The organism is Algoriella sp. (genome assembly GCF_036647415.1).
Taxonomy (GTDB): Bacteria; Bacteroidota; Bacteroidia; order Flavobacteriales; family Weeksellaceae; genus Empedobacter.
In genome coordinates this window covers 23987-43352 of record NZ_JAVXKG010000018.1, presented here as the reverse complement: position 1 = coordinate 43352, position 19366 = coordinate 23987, and the positions used below count along the sequence as shown (strand labels likewise).

17 protein-coding genes are annotated in these 19366 nt (G+C 31.3%); 5 read left to right on the top strand and 12 right to left on the bottom strand.

What is annotated here, in order from left to right:
• Positions 1-13: 13 nt before the first annotated feature.
• A complete protein-coding gene (locus RSC72_RS09050; RefSeq protein ID WP_332543832.1) occupies positions 14-721 on the top strand; it encodes a hypothetical protein in 708 nt (235 codons plus the stop codon).
• Positions 722-777: 56 nt separating this feature from the next.
• On the opposite strand, the gene RSC72_RS09045 is transcribed toward RSC72_RS09050, so the two are convergent.
• Positions 778-2592 carry an ATP-dependent nuclease gene (locus RSC72_RS09045; RefSeq protein WP_332565928.1) on the bottom strand — a complete coding sequence of 605 codons (1815 nt, stop codon included), beginning with the start codon at positions 2590-2592 and terminating at the stop codon, positions 778-780.
• 313 nt (positions 2593-2905) lie between these two features.
• Positions 2906-3841 (bottom strand): T9SS type A sorting domain-containing protein, encoded by a 936-nt coding sequence (locus RSC72_RS09040; protein ID WP_332543829.1) that lies wholly within the window; start codon positions 3839-3841, stop codon positions 2906-2908.
• A 304-nt stretch (positions 3842-4145) separates the two neighbouring features.
• On the opposite strand from RSC72_RS09040, the gene RSC72_RS09035 reads away from it, so the two are divergent.
• Together RSC72_RS09035 and RSC72_RS09030 are read left to right on the top strand one after the other, a co-directional pair.
• On the top strand, positions 4146-4757 hold the full coding sequence (locus RSC72_RS09035) for a hypothetical protein (RefSeq protein WP_332543828.1): 612 nt from the start codon (positions 4146-4148) through the stop codon (positions 4755-4757).
• Positions 4758-4889: 132 nt separating this feature from the next.
• Complete coding sequence (locus tag RSC72_RS09030; protein ID WP_332543827.1) at positions 4890-5924, top strand: DUF3667 domain-containing protein; 1035 nt, start codon at positions 4890-4892, stop codon at positions 5922-5924.
• 273 nt (positions 5925-6197) lie between these two features.
• On the opposite strand, the gene carB is transcribed toward RSC72_RS09030, so the two are convergent.
• From carB to RSC72_RS08995, 7 genes are all read right to left on the bottom strand, one after another.
• Positions 6198-9428 carry a carbamoyl-phosphate synthase (glutamine-hydrolyzing) large subunit gene (gene carB / locus RSC72_RS09025; RefSeq protein ID WP_332543826.1) on the bottom strand — a complete coding sequence of 1077 codons (3231 nt, stop codon included), beginning with the start codon at positions 9426-9428 and terminating at the stop codon, positions 6198-6200.
• Between the two features lie 11 nt (positions 9429-9439).
• Positions 9440-10528, bottom strand: a complete 1089-nt coding sequence (carA, locus tag RSC72_RS09020) for a glutamine-hydrolyzing carbamoyl-phosphate synthase small subunit (RefSeq protein WP_332543825.1) — start codon at positions 10526-10528, stop codon at positions 9440-9442.
• Positions 10521-11657: an aspartate aminotransferase family protein gene (locus RSC72_RS09015; RefSeq protein WP_332543824.1), complete on the bottom strand. Its 1137-nt coding sequence runs from the start codon at positions 11655-11657 to the stop codon at positions 10521-10523. Before RSC72_RS09015 ends, carA begins: the two co-directional genes overlap by 8 nt.
• Before the next feature lie 21 nt (positions 11658-11678).
• Complete coding sequence (gene argC / locus RSC72_RS09010) at positions 11679-12665, bottom strand: N-acetyl-gamma-glutamyl-phosphate reductase (protein WP_332543823.1); 987 nt, start codon at positions 12663-12665, stop codon at positions 11679-11681.
• Between the two features lie 92 nt (positions 12666-12757).
• On the bottom strand, positions 12758-13939 hold the full coding sequence (gene argG / locus RSC72_RS09005; protein WP_332543822.1) for an argininosuccinate synthase: 1182 nt from the start codon (positions 13937-13939) through the stop codon (positions 12758-12760).
• A 7-nt stretch (positions 13940-13946) separates the two neighbouring features.
• Positions 13947-14399, bottom strand: a complete 453-nt coding sequence (locus RSC72_RS09000; protein ID WP_332543821.1) for an arginine repressor — start codon at positions 14397-14399, stop codon at positions 13947-13949.
• Between the two features lie 70 nt (positions 14400-14469).
• Positions 14470-15048 carry a GNAT family N-acetyltransferase gene (locus tag RSC72_RS08995; protein ID WP_332543820.1) on the bottom strand — a complete coding sequence of 193 codons (579 nt, stop codon included), beginning with the start codon at positions 15046-15048 and terminating at the stop codon, positions 14470-14472.
• Positions 15049-15298: 250 nt separating this feature from the next.
• Here RSC72_RS08995 and argB point away from each other — a divergent pair, with 250 nt between their 5' ends.
• Together argB and RSC72_RS08985 are read left to right on the top strand one after the other, a co-directional pair.
• Positions 15299-16066 carry an acetylglutamate kinase gene (gene argB, locus RSC72_RS08990; RefSeq protein WP_332543819.1) on the top strand — a complete coding sequence of 256 codons (768 nt, stop codon included), beginning with the start codon at positions 15299-15301 and terminating at the stop codon, positions 16064-16066.
• A complete protein-coding gene (locus tag RSC72_RS08985; protein WP_332543818.1) occupies positions 16060-17127 on the top strand; it encodes a M20 family metallo-hydrolase in 1068 nt (355 codons plus the stop codon). The genes argB and RSC72_RS08985 overlap by 7 nt, the downstream gene beginning before the upstream one ends.
• Positions 17128-17194: 67 nt before the next feature.
• Here the strand turns inward: RSC72_RS08985 and RSC72_RS08980 are convergent, their stop codons facing one another.
• From RSC72_RS08980 to RSC72_RS08970, 3 genes are read right to left on the bottom strand one after another with little or no spacing between them, the layout of a single operon-like run.
• The gene (locus RSC72_RS08980; protein ID WP_332543817.1) at positions 17195-18142 is read right to left on the bottom strand and encodes a hypothetical protein; all 948 of its coding nucleotides are present in this window, start codon (positions 18140-18142) and stop codon (positions 17195-17197) included.
• Positions 18143-18170: 28 nt separating this feature from the next.
• A complete protein-coding gene (locus RSC72_RS08975) occupies positions 18171-18701 on the bottom strand; it encodes an ExbD/TolR family protein (RefSeq protein WP_332543816.1) in 531 nt (176 codons plus the stop codon).
• Positions 18702-18720: 19 nt separating this feature from the next.
• Positions 18721-19311: a biopolymer transporter ExbD gene (locus RSC72_RS08970; protein ID WP_332543815.1), complete on the bottom strand. Its 591-nt coding sequence runs from the start codon at positions 19309-19311 to the stop codon at positions 18721-18723.
• Positions 19312-19366: the final 55 nt, after the last annotated feature.

The window sequence follows — 19366 nt, the reverse complement described above, 5'->3', positions numbered from 1 at the left end:
CACATTTAGAAAAATGAAAATCAATTACGATTATATCACGTACGAAGATGTTTTGAGATCTCGCCAATTTATGTACGAGCAAGCTTTAGAACAAAATGCGACTAACTCGTTGTTAAATACTGCAAGAGAATTATTTGGTCAAGAGAGTTTTGATATGTGTATTAAAATTTGTGAAGGTTTGTTGGATGCAAAAGATCCAAAACAATTATATGATGCAAAAAAATTAATTGCATTAGCTTATTATAGTTTACAGGATTTTGAAAATGCAGATAAATCTTTTTATGCATTAGCGGAAAACTCTAATAACTCGGATGATTGGTTTAATGTTGTGATTTCTGCTACATTAAACAAAAATATTGAACGCAGTAAAGAAGCTTTCGGAATTGCATTAGAAAAATATACGCAACATGGTCATCAACGCAATATGCCTTCTGTGCAATTGATGTTGCATTATATGATTACCTTGGAAACGGTAAAAGAATATACGTTGGCTTTGGAACAATTAAGAATGTTGGTTCAGGTTTATGCTAAATTGAAAAAAACAGACGAAAAATTCTTAAGCTCTCGCGGTTTAGAACAAATTGACGCGTTTTTAGACATTTCGAAATCAATTCTTAAAAAAGCAAAAAAGAAAGAGTTAACAGAAATCAAGAAAGAATTACTTGAGGCACTTGACGCAAATGGCGTAGAAAAAGTTGAGGCTTTTTTCGCAGAATTCTAAGATTTTTTTCTAATAAAATAGTAAATCCACTTTTCTCAAAGTGGATTTTTTTTGTTTTAATTATTTTCTTTGATAAAATTATAAATTTTCTTTGTAAGATCTTGTCCTTCTTTACCTAATTGGTGGAATAATTTTAATTGTTCTACAGCGCTTTGGGCAAATGGAACTTTTATATTTATTGTCCCATTTTTCTTATAATTTGATTTTTGTTTAATTCCTAATATATTATTTAATATAAAATCTCCAATTTTTAATTCATCACTATATGAATAATTAGATTTATATTTTATATTATCTCTATTTTTTTCAATTTCTAAATTCTTAACTGTTTCTAATATAATTTTATCCGTTAATAAATTTTCTATTTCTCTCGCCTTTAATCTATAATAACGATTTCCAAGTGCTTTTTTTAGGTCCTGAAGGCGTATCCCTTTTTTCGTTGTATCTTCAACCCCATCATCATCAGTTATTAAAAAAAGTTTACCACATAATTTCTCTACATTAATTGGATGATCTTCTTTATCTAAAAAACTCCAATGTGTAATATTATTTCCTCCATACTCAACAAAAGAATAATGAACATCTTCAAAATATTTTTTTTCTGTATCTAATAAACTCTCTTGATAAAGTTCTAAATATTTTCTGATGTAAATTCTATCCGTAATACCTTCTACCCAAATTGTACAATTCGTTAGAAAAACAGAGGAATTTTTAACACCCAAATGTTCTAATAATGTAATGTCAGGATTATCAATATTATGTATATGAAATTGCTGTTCTTCTTTTGTAAATTTATATACAGAGATTTCTTTATAATCTAATGTCATATCTAAAAAGTGATTAGAATGAGTTGTAAAGAAATATTGAAATTCTTCAAAACCTTTCGTCTTTAATAAAGTTTCAATTAAAATACGTTGAAAACCTGGATGTAAATAAACATCAGGTTCTTCAATATAAATTTTAAGATTTTTTCCTTTATTAAAAAATAATGGATAAGTTAGAATAATAATTGCCTGTACTCCTTCTCCTAAATTATAAATTGGACGATCTTCTTTTTCTCCTTCTATATTGATATAAACATCTTTCTCTTTTAGTCTTGGAATAATAGTAATTTTCTTATTCTGAAAGAATGTTCTACTTAAAAATTCCTCGAAATCTTTAACTAATTTTCTTTGCTCATGATTGCCAAGTAGCAAATCTTGAACATCGTCATATAGAGATAAACCAGTAAAAATAGATTTATCATAAATATTCAGATTAGATCCGAACTCTTCTTTATTGAAATAATCAAGCTTCGTTCTTTCTAAATAAAAATCTTCTCTTGTAAATTCTTCATTCTGATAATTAATACTTCTTAAACCACGAAGAATTGGAATGTAGATAGCTTTGTTAGAAAAATCGTAATTTTCTAAAAGATTTTCAAAATCAACTTGATTAAAACTATCTTTTAAGAATTTCAAATTATTAAATATATCTTTATTAATTGCACGATAATTTGAATATTGCTCATTCAAATCAATCTTATTATATGCATCAAATAAAATCTCTAATTCATTTTTATCATAGTCATCTTTAATATAACAATTATCTAGATTAAGTTTACTAGTAATTGTATATTGATATTTTGTTTTTATATTTGTTATATTAATTGATACTTGATTATAAATTTCATTCAGCTCAATCAATTTTAATTGACTTAAATTATTTCTGATTTCTTTATTTGAAAACAAATCTCTCATAAAACGACTTTTACCAGAATTATTAGGTCCAATAAAAATGTTGATCCTAGAAAGATTATTCAAATTATTATCTTCCTCACCAGTAGTATATTGTTTTGCAACTTCCGTTTTAAGCTGTAAAGATTTAAACATAAAATTTCCCTATAGATTTTTACTAAAATACAATATTCTGTATAATCAAAACAAAAGCTTTAACTAATGTGATCCTGAAACAAGTTCAAGATGATTTAACGTTTTGTCAAGCTAAATTCATTTCAGCTTCTCATTAAATTTAGATTCCTCCTTTCTTCGGAATGACAGACATTCAATTATCATTCAGAACGAAGCAAAAATGAAGTGATGAATCTTTTAGTGATTCTTCGACAAGCTCAGAATAACAAAATCAATATTTATTACTTATTTTAACAAATAATGCCTCGAAAATTCAAGGCATTATTTGTTATTATTATTTTTTAAGGAAACCTATTACTTCCTGTTTTGAGTTAGATATAATAACTAAATAATATTTACCTACTGGTAAATCAGCAACATTTATCTGTTGAAAATTAGTTTCTTGCTGCAAAATAATTTTCCCATTTACATCAATCAGTTTAATTTGTTTTATATCTTTTACAGTATTAATTTCTATCGATTTAGAAACTGGGTTTTGTTTTAATTGATATTTTTTTGAAGGTTTTAAATCATTTACTTTTAATAAACCATTATCTTTTTGATAAAAACTTGAACCCTTATCAGTTGAAAAACCTAATAAATTACAAAAAACACCATCAATATTATTTGAAGTTTGGTAAACAAAATCACTTTTAATATCTCCTATTCCTTCATATATATTTTGAACAGAACTTAACGCAGGCGTTTTATATACAAACTCTTTTGTTTGAACATTAAAATATTGTGCATTGTTAATTTCATATAAACTCGTTACATAATAATTAGGATTAATATAAACTTGTTTCGAGAAATCATAAATCTCTTCTTCTACATTTTGTAAATCTCTTAAATATACTTTTTTAGCTTGCACATCATCACGCAAATAACCAACCAAAACTTTCTGATTGTAATTAGATTCGTTCAAATAACCTAAATATCTACTACTTTCTGCATTAGTGTCACATTTTTTTGCATTTTGAAAACTTGCTAACGAATTAAATTCATGCTTTCTGAACACTTCTTTATATATAACATTATCTATTGTTTTGGATTCGCCCAAATCAATCGTATAATTAACTACTTTTTGTGATAATTGGTCCCCACAACCTTGTCCTATAGCTAAACCAAAATCCATTCTCAATTTCCACGAATTATTTTCTTTTGCCATTGGTAAATAATCTTGAGCAAATAAAATGGGAGAACAAAATAAAATGAGTACAATTTTTTCCATATATTAATTTTTTGAATTACATAAAGTTACATAAAAAATATAATACTTAAACGTAAATTTTATTTTTTATCATCAACACGGAATAACAGATTTTTTTGTTTTCAAAAATATTGTAAATTAGTTAAAATACCTGCTGTGCATTTTAATAATTTTAGCAATTAAACTGTCAGTTCGAATGAAATTCTATTCTCGATAGAATTTTAATTCATTCTTGTACTGAGTTTATCGAAGTGTCATTTCTAGAAAATCACTCGAACTGACGAATTTTAATTCAAAATGAACAACGGGTTAAAACACAAATTGAATGAAATACTTATATACTTTAATCTTATTAATTTCAACTTTTACGTTTGGTTGTAGTTGTGTTCAATCTACAATTGAAGATAATTATAAAACTTCTAATGCTATATTTATAGGAAAAGTTATTTCTATAGATTCTACAAAATATGATTATTCATCAAATCCAGTTTATGCATATACTTTTGAGTTCGTAGAGGATTTTAAACGTGAATTACCTAAAGAAAATTCTAAGAAATATTATACAACAATATATACACCTTTAGGTAATTTATTTGGAGGTTGTGGAAGTACATTTAGATTAAATGAAACATATTTAGTCTATGGTTATAAAACTTCAGTAGGAGTTTCTACTAATATATGTACAAGAACAGACGTGTTAAGTAACGTTTCTAAAGATGAGATTAATAAGCTAAAAAAATTTAAAGAAAAAAATAAAAATTCATTAGATATTCCATTACAATTATATGAAAATGATGATAAAGAAATTTTATCAAAAGAATTTGAATTATATAAGCTTACATCCGAAAAAAAAGAAAAATATTATTTAATTAGTTTAAGTGTTTTAGGTATTTTACTCATTATTAGTTTATTCTTCAATTTCAGAAAAAGAAAATAAGTTTAGATTCTTCGACGAGCTCAGAATGACAGAATACAAATTTTCTTAATCACATTTAATCAAATATTTTTTCGTATTTATTTCAAAATAAATAATCTTTTTATAGATTTATAATTCACTAAGAATTAACACATGAGTCACGGAAAAATTAGAGAAGATCACACTTGCCAAAATTGTAATCATCACGTAGAAGAAAATTATTGTACACATTGCGGACAAGAAAATACTGAAACCAGACAACCTTTTCATTTTTTATTTACTCATTTCTTAGAGGATTTGGTTCATTATGATGGAAGTTTTGGACAAACGATTAAAAAACTTTTCTTGAAACCTGGCGAATTAACCAAAGAATATTTGAGTGGGAAAAGAAACAGCTCTGTTAATCCTGTTAAAATGTATATTTTTGTCAGTTTTATAACATTTTTTGTTATCTCAATTTTTCCATCAAAAAGTCATATAATTAAAGAAAATGTTGAATCTCCAAAAACGACGGTTTCTACTGAAAAAATAGAAAAAGCAGTAAATGCAATAACTGATACTTTACAAAATAAAGGATTTACGACTGCTGAACAAGGCGCAAAAATAAAAACAGAATTTAAAAAAAATAAAGAAATCAATTCTTTGGACGATTTGAATGCAGAAACTATTTCGGATATTGAAAATGGTGTTAAAAAAGAAGCTCCACTCCTTCATCCTCTTATAAGTAAATACAAAGAAATAAAGCAAAATAAAATTTCCAATGAACAATTAAATGATGCTATTACTGAGAAGTCATTACATCTTATTCCGAAAGTTTTGTTTGTTTACATGCCATTTTTTGCATTTTTATTATGGATTTTTTACAACAAAAAGAAATGGTGGTATTTTGATCACGGGATTTTTACACTTCATTATTTTACCGTAATTCTAATCTCTATTCTCACGATATTTCTATTGAATCATCTCTCAGATTTAGTAAATTCTGAGGCTATTTCGACAATAATCTATTTTATTAATTTATTCATTATTTTATATATTGTTGCTTATTTTTTTATTGCATTAAAAAAACTTTACAATCAAGGTTTAATTAAAACATCAATCAAAGGAATTTTATTATTGGGAATCAATACATTTATTTTCTCCGTAATCGTTCTTGGAATTATTATCTATTCGTATTTACATGTTTGATAAAAATAAGCATGATGTGATCCTAAAACGAGTTCAGAATGATTTAACGCTTTGTAAAGCTGAATTCATATCAGCTTCGCATTAAGTTTAGATTCTTCGATAAACTCAGAATGACAGATACTCATTGTCATTCAGAATAAAGCGACAGCGAAGTGAAGAATCTTATTCGAGATACCTCAGAATGACAAGCTTTCAGAATGATAGAAAAATAAATACAAAAAAAAGCCTCGCAAATGCGAGGCTTTCTAACTTCTAATATCTAGATTCTAATTTCTACTTATTACGGTATTCGTTCCAAGTTTTGATTTTTAAATCTTCCATTGTTAATTTTGTAAATGCGTTGATGAAAGCCGAAGCTAAACGTGCATTTGTAACCAACGGAATATTGAAATCTACTGCTGTACGACGAATTTTATAGTCATTATCTAATTCCGCTTTTGTTAAGTTTTTCGGAATATTAATTACCATATCAATTTTCTTGTCATGTAAATAAGACATTACATTTGGCTCTTTTTTATCAGAAGGCCAATATACAAGCGTAGAATACACATCATTTTCTGTAAAGAATTTGTGCGTACCTTCTGTTGCATAAATTTTGTAACCTTTTTCTATTAATTGTTTCGCAGGCTCTAATAAAGCAACTTTAGAAGCAATTGGTCCACCAGAAATTAAAACTGTTCGCGCTGGAATATCATATCCAACAGATAACATCGATTTTAATAAAGCCTCTTCCGCTGTATCTCCAATACAACCAACTTCTCCTGTAGACGACATATCAACCGATAAAACTGGATCTGCACCATCAAGACGAGTAAATGAGAATTGAGATGCTTTAACACCTACATAATCCAAATCGTAAACGATTTCTGAATTTCCTTTTTCTACTTCTAATCCTAATAAAACTTTTGTTGCTTTTTCGATCATATTATTTCCTGCAACTTTCGATACAAATGGGAACGAACGAGATGCACGAATATTAGTTTCGATAACACGTACTGTATTATTTTTTGACAAGAACTGAATGTTCATCGGTCCAGAAATTTCAAAACGTTTTGCAATTTTCGCTGCAACTTTACGCATTTGACGAATTGTTTCGATGTACACTTTTTGTGGTGGATAATACATTGTTGCATCTCCTGAGTGAACTCCTGCAAATTCTACGTGTTCCGAAACTGCATAATCTACAATTTCTCCGTTTTGACAAACCGCATCCAACTCAATTTCTTTTGCACCTTGTACAAATTCTGAAACTACAACTGGATAATCTGGTGAAACTTCTTTTGCTAATTTCAAGAAAGCATCTAACTCATGTGTATTAGAAACTACATTCATCGCAGCTCCAGATAAGACATAAGAAGGACGAATAAGAACTGGGAAATTAACTTCTTCCACAAATTTGTGAATCGCTTCTAAAGAAGAAAGCTCTTTCCAACGTGGTTGATCGATTCCTAATTCATCTAAAATTTCAGAGAATTTGTGACGATTTTCTGCATCATCAATTCTTAAAGGAGAAGTTCCTAAAATATTGATGGCTTGATCGTACAATTTCATTGCTAAATTGTTTGGAATTTGACCTCCAGTCGAAATAATTGTTCCGTGAGGTTGTTCAAATTCTAAAATATCCATTACACGTTCAAAAGATAATTCTTCGAAGTATAAACGGTCAGATTCATCATAATCCGTCGAAACAGTTTCTGGATTATAGTTGATGATAATTGTTTTGTAACCATTTTTAGACGCTGTATGCGCTGCATTTACAGAACACCAGTCGAACTCTACAGACGAACCAATACGGTAAACTCCAGACCCTAAAATACAAACTGCTTTTTCAGTTTCTCGTGTCAAATCATTTTCTGTACCGTGGTATGTTGTGTATAAATAATTTGTTTGCGCAGGAAACTCTGCTGCTAACGTATCAATTTGTTTTACAACAGGTTTTATTCCGAAGTTTTTACGCAATTCACGAACTGTTAATTCGTTTCTATGTACGTTTTGATTTCCTTTTACTAAAACTCCAATTTGTTGATCCGAGAATCCTAATAATTTTGCACGTTTTACTAAATCAGCTTCAACTTGTTCAAATCTTTCTAATACTTCAAATTCTTTTGATACATTAAAAATTCTTTCTAAACGTTGTAAAAACCATAAATCAATCTTCGTTAAATCATGAATTTTTTCGATAGAATATCCCGCTTTGAAAGCTTCTGTGATTGCATATAAACGCTCATCATTTGGCTCAGATAACCAAGTATCTAATGATTCTCCTTCTGGAATAGCAAATTGATTTGCCACAAATCCTCTGTGACCAATGTCTAACATACGAATTCCTTTCTGAATTGCTTCTTCGAAAGAACGTCCGATTGCCATAACCTCACCAACAGATTTCATTGCTGAACCAATATTACGACGAACACCATAGAATTTGTTTAAATCCCAACGAGGCAATTTCACTACACAGTAATCCAACGCAGGCTCAAACATCGCAGATGTTGTTTGCGTTACACTATTTTTCAACTCATCTAAAGAATATCCTAAAGCTAATTTTGCCGCAACAAATGCTAAAGGATAACCTGTCGCTTTTGATGCTAAAGCTGATGAACGAGATAAACGAGCGTTCACCTCAATTACACGATATTCCTCAGAAACTGTATCGAAAGCGTACTGAATGTTACATTCTCCAACTACACCAAGGTGGCGAATTGTACGAATGGCAACTTCACGTAATTTGTGGTATTCTGAATTAGATAAAGTTTGAGAAGGCGCAATTACAATTGACTCTCCAGTGTGAACTCCAATCGGGTCAAAATTTTCCATATTACAAACCGTAATACAGTTGTCGTAAGCATCACGAACTACCTCGTATTCAATTTCTTTCCAGCCTTTTAATGATTCTTCCACTAAAACTTGTGTCGAATAATTGAATGCTTTTTCAACTAATTCTAATAATTCTTCTTCATTATTTGCGAAACCAGAACCTAAACCTCCTAAAGCGTAAGCTGCACGAATAATTAATGGAAAACCGATACGTTTACCAGCTGCCATTGCATCTTCTACAGTTTCTGCTGCTTCAGAACGAGCAGTTAAAACATTGATTTCGTTTAATTTTTCGATAAAAATATCACGGTCTTCCGTCGATTCGATTACAGGAATTTGAGTTCCTAAAACCTCAACGCCATATTTTTCGAAAATATTGTTTTTGTTTAACTCAACTGCACAGTTTAAGGCAGTTTGTCCACCAAAAGCTACCAAAACACCGTCTGGTTTTTCTTTTGCGATAACTTTTTCTACAAAGTAAGGTGTTACAGGTAAGAAGTAAACTTCGTCTGCAATACCTTCTGAAGTTTGAACAGTTGCAATATTTGGATTGATTAAAACTGTTTTAATTCCTTCTTCTTTTAACGCTTTTAACGCTTGCGAACCAGAATAATCAAACTCTCCAGCTTGACCAATTTTTAAAGCTCCTGATCCTAATACTAATACTTTTTTAATATCTTTTTTTAACATCGTGATTCTGATTATGCGTTAGCGCTTTTATATTTTTTTACTTCGTCGATGAATTCATCAAATAAATATTCTGTATCAACTGGTCCTCCCATTGCTTCTGGATGGAATTGAACTGTAAAGATTGGTTTTGATTCGTGACGAATTCCTTCACACGTTCCATCATTTAAGTTCGTAAAGAATGTTTTAAATCCTTCTGGTAAATTAGAATCATCAACAGCAAAACCATGGTTTTGAGATGTAATGAAACATCTTTTTGTTCCAACTAATTGTACAGGTTGATTGTGCGAACGGTGTCCATATTTTAATTTGAAAGTAGATGCACCAGCCGCTAAACTTACTAACTGATTTCCTAAACAAATTCCGAAAATTGGTTTATCTTCTTTCAATGATTTTTTTAAATTATCAATAGTTGCAACACACAATGCTGGATCTCCAGGTCCGTTAGAAATAAATAATCCATCATATTCTAATGTTGAATAATCATAATCCCAAGGAACTCTAATTACCTCAACATCACGTTTTACAAAACAACGGATGATGTTATTCTTGACTCCACAATCAATCAAAACAATTTTGATAGCAGCACCTTCATTGTAACGTTTTATTTCTTTTATAGAAACTTGGTCAACCAAATTGTCTAAATCAGGATTGTAAAATTCTACATCTGTATCCGCTACAATTTTTCCTAAAGTAGAACCTTGGTCACGTAATTTTTTGGTAATCATACGTGTATCAACTCCATAAATTCCTGGAATATTATGCGCTTTTAACCAATCTCCTAATTTCTGAATAGCATTCCAATGTGAATAATCATCAGAATAATATGAAACGACTAATCCTGTTACTTGAATTTTGTTAGATTCTACCCAAGCTTCAATTTCATTAATCATTGCTTTGTCATCAGGAACACCGTAGTTTCCGATCATTGGAGCTGTCATTACCATAATCTGCCCTTTGTAAGAAGGGTCAGTCAAACTCTCATTATATCCAACCAAAGCTGTGTTGAATACTACTTCGCCCGCAGCAGAAGTAAATGCACCGAAAGATTTTCCTTCGATTTCTAATCCGTCTTGGAATACTAATTTTACTGTCTTATCCATTGATGATCATGTTAATTTCAGTTTCTAAAGCTGATATAAATTTGTCTACGTATTGTTTTGTAATTGTAAGTGGTGGTAATAAACGAATAACGTTTGTCCCAGCGTATCCTACAAAAATATTGTGTTTTGTTAATAAGTTATTTTTTAACTCTCCGATAGGAAAATCAAATTCGATTCCGATCATAGATCCACGTCCACGAACTTCTTTTATCATCGGGAATTTGTTAAGTTGAATACCAATATATTCTCCGATTTCTTTTGCGTTTTCGATTAAATTTTCTTTCTCGATAACATCTAAAACCGCAACCGCAGCTGCACAAGCTAAATGATTTCCTCCGAAAGTTGTTCCTAATAAGCCGTAAGAAGCTTCAAATTCTGGAGAGATTAAAACTCCACCAATTGGAAAACCATTTCCCATTCCTTTTGCCATCGTAATCAAATCTGCTTTGATGTCTGAATGTTGGTGCGCAAAGAATTTACCAGAGCGTCCGTAACCACATTGAATTTCGTCTGCGATTAAAACCACTCCATTTTCTGTACAAACTTTTCTTAATTCTTGTACAAATTCGTCAGAAGGTAAAACGATTCCTCCAACTCCTTGTATTGGCTCGTAAATTACCGCTGCAACATCTCCTCCAGCAATTACTTCTTTTACTTGATTAATATCAAATTCTACGAAAGATACTTTGTGATGAGCATTGAAAGGCGCAACAATTTTTGGATTATCTGTAAGCGCTACTGTTCCAGAAGTACGTCCATGAAATGCATCTTTGAAAGCAATTACACGATCTTTTCCTGTATGAAAAGAGGCTAATTTTACTGCATTTTCATTTGCTTCTGCACCAGAATTTATCAAGAATAACGTGTAATCTTCATAACCTGATAAACGTCCTAATTTTTCTGCTAATTCTTGTTGAATTGGTATATGAACTGAGTTTGAGTAAAAACCAATATTGTTTACTTGTTCAGTTAATTTTTCTACATAATGTGGATGCGAGTGACCAATAGAAATCACTGCGTGACCTCCGTAAAGATCTAAATATTCTTTTCCGTTTTCGTCCCAAAGAATACAATCTTTAGCCTTAACCGGAGTTACATTCATTAATGGATATACGTCGAATAGTTTCATTTTTTCTATGTTTTAAGCGCTTTAAAAAGCAACCGTTTTAAGATTAAGTCCTAAATTTTCTTCCCAACCGAACATCAAGTTCATGTTTTCTACCGCTTGTCCTGAAGCGCCTTTTGTCAAATTATCTATCACAGAAGTGATTAATAAAACATCATCTTGTTTCTGAATATGTACAAAACATTTGTTAGTATTTACAACTTGTTTCAGTGCAATTGGTTCGTCTGTAACAAATGTAAAAGGCTCATTTTTATAATATTCGTTGTATAAATTTTTCGCTTGTTCTTCTGTTAAATCAGATTTTAAATAAACTCCTGCCAAAATTCCTCTCGAAAAATCTCCACGCATTGGTAAAAAGTAAACTTTACTATTAAAATCTTTTTCTAAAAGATTTAATGTTTGATAAATTTCACCTTCGTGTTGATGTGTAAATTCTTTGTAAAACGAAACATTGTTATTTCGCCAACTAAAGTGTGTAGAAGATGATAAGCTTTGTCCAGCTCCCGTAGAACCCGTTACAGCATTGATGTGTATATCTTCCTTTATTTCGTTATTTGCGGCTAATGGCAAAACAGCTAATTGAATTGCTGTTGCAAAACAACCAGGATTTGCAATATTCTGAGCTGTTTTTATTGCTTCGCGATTATATTCTGGCAAACCGTAAACAAACGTTCTATCTCCTAAGATGTGGTTCGCATCTAATCGGAAATCGTTACTCAAATCAATAATTTTTGTATTTGCTGAATATGTGTTGTTTTGTAAAAATTCTGCAGATTTTCCGTGACCAAGACATAAAAAAACGACATCAGCATTTTCGTCTATTTTATCCGAAAATACGATGTCAGTTTCTCCAAACAAATCGTCGTGTACTTTGGTTATTGGATTGCCCGCATTGGACGTACTGTACACTGACGAAATATTAACCATCGGATGATGAATCAATATTCTTAGCAGTTCACCCGCCGTGTAGCCTGCACCTCCTACAATACTTACATTAATTTTGTTTGTCATTTGTTATTTTTTGTGCGTGTTTTAAGGTATAATACCTTTTTACTTTATTTCTAAAATAAAGTGGACCCGTTAGAATCCACTTTAAGAATCAATTAGTTGAAACTATGAACTATCTTTAATTGATTACCGAATATTTTGATGAAACCTCTTGCATCTCTACTGTCCCATGCTTCATTTTCTTCTCCATAAGTAGCAACTTTAGATTGCATCATATCGTAAGGAGATTCAATTCCTATCATTGAGAAATAATATGGATTTAATTGAACTTTCACCTTACCTGTAACGTGATTTTGAGAAGATTCTAAAAATGCTTCAATATCACGCATTACCGGATCCATGTATTGTGCTTCGTGTAGCAATGTTCCGTACCAATTCGCTAAAGAATCTTTGTGTAACAATTGCCAACGTGTAAGTGTATGTTTTTCTAATAAATGGTGAGCTTTTATCAATAAATAAGCTGCAGGCGCTTCAAAACCTACACGTCCTTTTATTCCTAAAATTGTATCTCCGACATGTATATCACGTCCGATAGCGTATTCACCACCTATTTCGTTTAATTTTTGAATTAAAGCTACTGGAGATAATTTTTCTCCATCTAAACCAACTGGAATACCTTTTTCAAATTCTATCTCGATAACAGAAGGTTCTGTTCTTGATAATGGTGTTGGATAAGCTTCTTCTGGTAATGCTAAATCTGATGTTAATGTTTCTACACCACCAACTGATGTTCCCCAAATACCTCTGTTGATAGAGTATTTCGCTTTTTCCCAACTATAATTTACACCATTCGCTTGTAAATATTCTACTTCTTGTTGACGAGATAATTTTTCGTCGCGAATTGGTGTGATAATTTTAGAGTTTGGAGAGATTACTGCAAAAGCAACATCAAAACGAATTTGGTCGTTTCCTGCTCCTGTAGATCCATGTACAATGTATTCTGCGTCTACATCTTTTGCGTACTGAGCAATCGCAATTGATTGAAACATACGTTCTGCACTTACAGATAAAGGATATGTATTGTTTTTAAGTACATTTCCGTAGATTAAGTAGCGTACACAATCGTTGTAATATTTTTCAGTAATATCAATTGTTACGTGTTTAGAAGATCCTAACTCGTATGCGCGAGCTTCGATATCTTTTAACTCTTCGTCTGAAAATCCACCAGTATTTACAATTACTGTGTGCACTTCCATACCTTGATCTTTTGTTAAGTTAACCAAACAGTACGATGTGTCTAAACCTCCACTGTAAGCTAAAACTGCTTTGTTGCTCATTGTTTGTTTATTTGTTTATATTGGGAATAATTCTTCTTAACTCATTAATAACCTCTTCTCGGCTACTCTCTTCTTTCATAATAATTAACACCGTATCATCTCCAGCAATTGTACCTAAAATAGTTGTGAAATAAGTATTATCTATTTCAAACGCTATTCTGTTTGCATAACCAGGTTTTGTTTTTATAACTCCCATATTCTGAGAAAAAACTAAACTCATATTTTCGTTATGTGTTACAGTTGTTGTTGGTACTGTATTTTCTGTAAAGCGATAAATGTATTGTCCCGAACTATTAGGTACTTTTGAAACTTTCAATTCGCGTAAATCTCGTGATAAAGTAGCTTGAGTAATTGTTATTTCTAAATCAATTAACTTCTTTAATAACTCGTCTTGACTACTAATTTCTTGATTTATTATTAAATCTTTAATGACCTGAAATCTGTATTTTTTATTACTCATTTTGAATATTTATTCGTAAATTTATGCAAATATACTCATTTTAGGCAAAAAAAAACCTCTGTTCGTATATTTATTCATTTTCTTTTTTATCGCTGTTTTGTTTCGCTTGTTGTGCAAACTCATCATCAAGGTTATCGTACACCAAACCTGTACAAATACATCTTTCGCGGTCGTTATCCATCAAAATATGATAATTTTTACAACTTTTACATCCATTCCAAAACTCATCTGATTGTGTTAATTCAGAAAAAGTAACAGGTTTATAACCCAATTTGGTATTCATGCGCATTACAGCTAAACTAGTTGTAATACTAAAAATTTTTGATTTTGGAAATTTAGTTCGAGACAGTTGAAAAACTGATTTTTTTATTTCTTTTCCTATTCCAGAGCTCCTTAAATCTAAGCGAACTATAAGTCCAGAGTTTACTACGAATTTTTCTTCTTCGTAAGTTTCTATATAGCTAAAACCTGCTAATTGATCTTCATCATCAAAAGCAATCACTGCATTTCCGTTACGCATTTTACGCTCCAAATAAACAGGATTTCGTTTAGCAATACCCGTTTTTCTCATACGAGCTGATTCTTCGTACCATTCGCACAGTAATTCTGTGTACTTGGCATCATCTGCATTTGCTATTCTAACATACATAATTTAGGGGAAAGTCGATTAATAAAGGGGAACCAATAAAAGATGGAGATTCTCCATCACACTTTAAAAGATTATGAGAAAGGATTATTCTGCTTCCTATTCGAAAGTTACTCTCATAATTGAGAAGAACAATTTCAGTAATTTCTTCCATTAATCAACAAGATATTCAGTTATTATACTGAGATGCAAAGTTAAATACTTTATTTTTGTCAAACCAAAAAAAACAAACAAAATTTACATATTTATTAACATGTTGAAAATTATTAAAATAGGAGGTGGAATTATTGATAACGAACAAGAATTAGAACAATTCTTACAAACGTTTTCAACAATTGATGGTCCAAAAGTCTTAATTCATGGCGGAGGAAAGGGCGCATCAAAAATGTTAAATCAATTAGGTATCGAACCTAAAATGATAGAAGGAAGACGTATTACCGATCAATCAACTTTAGATGTTGTAACTGGATTATACGCAGGAAACATCAATAAAACAATTGTTGCCAAATTACAAAAATTAGGCTGTAATGCATTGGGATTATCGGGTGCAGACGCTAATGCAATAAAGGGATCTAAACGACCTGTAAAAACTATAGATTATGGTTTTGTAGGTGATTTAACAGATGAAAGCGTAAATCATGATTTTTTTCAATTGTTAATTGATAATACAATAACTCCTGTTGTTTGTGCCATTACACATGACGGAAATGGACAATTATTAAACACAAATGCAGATACAATTGCTTCTACAATTGCTGTTGCGATGTCTCAAAAAAATGAAGTTGAGTTAAATTTTGTTTTTGATAAAATTGGTGTACTTCGCGACGTAAATGATGATGCTACATTAATTCCAAAAATTAACGAAACTTTATATTTGCAATTGAAAGAAGAAGGTGTAATTTTCGAGGGAATGATTCCTAAGTTAGATAATTCATTCAAAGTAATCAATGCAGGTGTAAAAAACGTTTGTTTAGTGCATGCACGTAACATTAACTCAGATATCAAAACAATTTTATGTTAGAATTAGCTGTTCTTAAAAAGAAAGCTGTCGATTTATTGTGTCAATTAATCGAAACACAATCTTTTTCGAGTGAAGAAGATAAAACGGCCGATATTATTTTTAATTTCTTAACAGAACATGGTGCAACAGCGCATCGTCAAAATAATAATGTATGGAGTATTCATCCAAATTTTGATGAAAATAAAAAAACAATTCTGTTAAACTCTCATCACGACACAGTGAAATTCGGTTCTTCTTGGACGTATGATCCACTTAAAGCAACCATCGAAGGTGATAAACTAATTGGATTAGGAAGTAACGATGCTGGTGCGTCTGCGGTAAGTTTATTGGCTACGTATATTAATTTTCTGAAAGAAGATATACCTTATAATCTAATTGTTGCTATTACAGCCGAAGAAGAAAGTTCAGGCGAATTGAATGTTGCAAGTATTTTACCTAATCTTCCTAAAATTGATTTAGGAATTGTAGGTGAACCAACACAAATGGACATGGCAATTGCAGAACGTGGTTTGGTTGTAATGGACGTTACCGTAAAAGGAAAAACGGGACATGCTGCACGCAACGAAGGTGTAAATGCTATATATGAAGCCATTGATGCTATGAATTGGTTTAAGACTTACAATTTTGAACGTGTGTCGGATATGCTTGGTCCTGTAAAAATGACTGTTACACAAATAAATGCTGGTCATCAGCACAATGTTGTACCAGACGAATGTCATTTGGTTGTAGATTGTCGCGTTAACGAATTATATTCTAATCAAGAAGTCGTAGATACGATTATAAATTATTTACCAAAGGCAGAGGTTAAAGCGAGATCATTACGATTAAACTCATCTCGTATTTCAGAAAATCATCCAATAGTACAAAAAGGAATCGAATTAGGATGTATGACCTATGGTTCTCCTACAATGTCAGATCAAGCGATGATGAACTTCGAAACAGTAAAAATGGGACCTGGAGATTCTGCACGTTCTCATACTCCAGACGAATATATTTATTTATCAGAAATAGAACACGGAATAGAACGTTATGTAAATCTTTTGAAAGGTTTCAGTTTCTAAAAAATTAGATGATAAGAAAAGAGGCTAAATAATTTTAGCCTCTTTTCTATATAATGAATAATTAATATTACTCAATTTGCATTTTAACAGGGATGTTAAAGTTTAACTTCGCTGGGCGTCCGTCATCAGACTTCGCTGGCACGATAGTTTTCCCTCTTTTTTGTTGTCTTTGCGTAATACGCTCTAAAGCTTTTCTTGCTTCAGGACCTAATTTCGCATCACCCATAGGTGAAATTCCTACAATTCTACCTTCCGTATCAATTTGGAAAGTAAGTTTTGCAGCAACAATACCTGATAATCCTTCTCCTGCAGCGTCATTTGCAAAATCTTGTAATTCATCTTGCAAATCAGCAGATAACTTTTTAGATAAACAGTCTGTAGCAGCTTGTTTACCTTTAGCAGCATCTTTCTCACAACCTGGGTATACTGCCATAATAGCAGCTGTACGTGCTGTTACAGTTTCTGGAGCAGACGGTGCTGTTCCTTTCCCTGGATTTGGATTACTAGGAGCTTCTTTAGGAGCTTCTTTATTCGTATTAACTTCATTAGCTCCACCAGTTTGACCTGTAGCTTTTGGTCCTTCTCTATCAACTAATCCTAAATCTTTATTTTCCATCTCCTTAATATCAGGAATTGTCTCTTCTTTTTTAGGTTGAGCTTTTGGTTCTGGAATAACTACTTTCACTTGCGCTGTTTCCTCTTGATAACGATTCTCTTGAGGTTCTGGCTCTGGCTCTGGTTCAACTACCTCTTCCTCTTTAGGAGGTTCTGGCATGTTTAAATCTTCAAGTTGAACATCAACAACTACATCTTCGTTCTTCTTACCTCCAAACATATCTGTTGCAGAAGCTATAAGACCAAAAGCTATAATTGCAATAACTATAAATCCACGGATAAAAGCTTTCAAAAGTGTACTTTTCTCAGTCATTCTCATGTCATAAGCACCGTACGCTTTATTTCTACCTTCAAATACTATCTCGTCTAAGGATTTTAGTTGTTTGTTATTATCTGACATTTTAATTCTTTTAAATTTAACAAATAAACTATTTACCTACTTTTTCGTCGTACACTTTTTGTTCAAAAGGTGCAACTGGCACGATACCGTATTTTGTAGATTTTGTAATTTCCATTTCATCTAAGATTGTTACAACATTATCATACGTGGCATCATCCATTGGTTTGATAATTACTGTAAACTTATCTTTATCTAATGCTCTTTTTTGTGCTGTTGTAATAACATTACGAACCGCAGCATAATCAGTTGCATTTAAAGTCCCTGCATTTAATCCTGCCTCATCTTGTTGATGCCAAAATAACTTATTATCCTTTGAAATTAAAATTGACAAAGAGTTTTGTAATTTAATTTCTGGAATATCAGTTGGCTGTGGCTGATCAATTTTTGGAGGCATATTCAAGTTCATCACGTTTGGTTTGATCGATGTCGCTGCAAACATAAAGAATGTAATTAATAAGAAACCTAAATCTACTAACGGAGCCATATCGACCGCAGTCGAATTCTTTTTGGAACGGACTTTTTTTCCGTTGCCGCTATCTTGAGTTTGTATTTGCGCCATTGGGTTAAATTTCTTATAATTATTCTTGAGATGTAATTAACTGGAACTTGTTCATATTCTTCATTTGCAATTGTTGAATCAAATTTTTGAATTGTTTATATTCAGATTTTTGATCACCTCTAATTGCTAAGAAAACATCTGGGTTCACTTCTTTAGCTTCAAATACCCAATCAATTAATTCTTGATTTTTGTTTGGTATTGTATCTAATGGAATACCTGGATGATATGATTGTTGTTTATCAGATGACTGATTTAAATAATTTCTCATTTCATTCATTGGTACACCAAATTCCACTATGCTTTTGAAAGTTTTCTTTTCAGCATCTGTAAATTTCACACCGTACTTATCACCCATTCTTTCTAATGTTGCGATACGATCTTTTTCTTCTAATCCGAATAAGAACTTACCTTTATCATCAATTTTAATAACCATCATGTTTTCTGCTGCCATTTTCTGGTTAGAAACAGATGTAGGTGTTACTACTGGTACTACCTCAGGTTCTCTGAAGTTAGATGTTAAAATAAAGAAAGTTAACAAAAGCCAAGCCATGTCAGACATAGCTGTTAAGTCCATCGAAGGACCTCTTCTTTTTGGTTTTACTCTTGCCATTTTCTCTGTATTATATTAATATTCTATTTTTATTATTGTTTGGATAATTTCCTTA

What these genes read in the sequence shown, in the direction of transcription:
- RSC72_RS08980 (WP_332543817.1), bottom strand. Translation starts at nt 18,142, where the DNA reads ATGTCAGATAATAACAAACAACTAAAATCCTTAGACGAGATAGTATTT.
- carA (WP_332543825.1), bottom strand. Translation starts at nt 10,528, where the DNA reads ATGGATAAGACAGTAAAATTAGTATTCCAAGACGGATTAGAAATCGAA.
- argG (WP_332543822.1), bottom strand. Translation starts at nt 13,939, where the DNA reads ATGAGCAACAAAGCAGTTTTAGCTTACAGTGGAGGTTTAGACACATCG.
- RSC72_RS09015 (WP_332543824.1), bottom strand. Translation starts at nt 11,657, where the DNA reads ATGAAACTATTCGACGTATATCCATTAATGAATGTAACTCCGGTTAAG.
- RSC72_RS09040 (WP_332543829.1), bottom strand. Translation starts at nt 3,841, where the DNA reads ATGGAAAAAATTGTACTCATTTTATTTTGTTCTCCCATTTTATTTGCT.
- argB (WP_332543819.1), top strand. Translation starts at nt 15,299, where the DNA reads ATGTTGAAAATTATTAAAATAGGAGGTGGAATTATTGATAACGAACAA.
- argC (WP_332543823.1), bottom strand. Translation starts at nt 12,665, where the DNA reads ATGACAAACAAAATTAATGTAAGTATTGTAGGAGGTGCAGGCTACACG.
- RSC72_RS08975 (WP_332543816.1), bottom strand. Translation starts at nt 18,701, where the DNA reads ATGGCGCAAATACAAACTCAAGATAGCGGCAACGGAAAAAAAGTCCGT.
- carB (WP_332543826.1), bottom strand. Translation starts at nt 9,428, where the DNA reads ATGTTAAAAAAAGATATTAAAAAAGTATTAGTATTAGGATCAGGAGCT.
- RSC72_RS09030 (WP_332543827.1), top strand. Translation starts at nt 4,890, where the DNA reads ATGAGTCACGGAAAAATTAGAGAAGATCACACTTGCCAAAATTGTAAT.
- RSC72_RS09045 (WP_332565928.1), bottom strand. Translation starts at nt 2,592, where the DNA reads ATGTTTAAATCTTTACAGCTTAAAACGGAAGTTGCAAAACAATATACT.
- RSC72_RS09000 (WP_332543821.1), bottom strand. Translation starts at nt 14,399, where the DNA reads ATGAGTAATAAAAAATACAGATTTCAGGTCATTAAAGATTTAATAATA.
- RSC72_RS08970 (WP_332543815.1), bottom strand. Translation starts at nt 19,311, where the DNA reads ATGGCAAGAGTAAAACCAAAAAGAAGAGGTCCTTCGATGGACTTAACA.
- RSC72_RS08995 (WP_332543820.1), bottom strand. Translation starts at nt 15,048, where the DNA reads ATGTATGTTAGAATAGCAAATGCAGATGATGCCAAGTACACAGAATTA.
- RSC72_RS08985 (WP_332543818.1), top strand. Translation starts at nt 16,060, where the DNA reads ATGTTAGAATTAGCTGTTCTTAAAAAGAAAGCTGTCGATTTATTGTGT.
- RSC72_RS09050 (WP_332543832.1), top strand. Translation starts at nt 14, where the DNA reads ATGAAAATCAATTACGATTATATCACGTACGAAGATGTTTTGAGATCT.
- RSC72_RS09035 (WP_332543828.1), top strand. Translation starts at nt 4,146, where the DNA reads ATGAAATACTTATATACTTTAATCTTATTAATTTCAACTTTTACGTTT.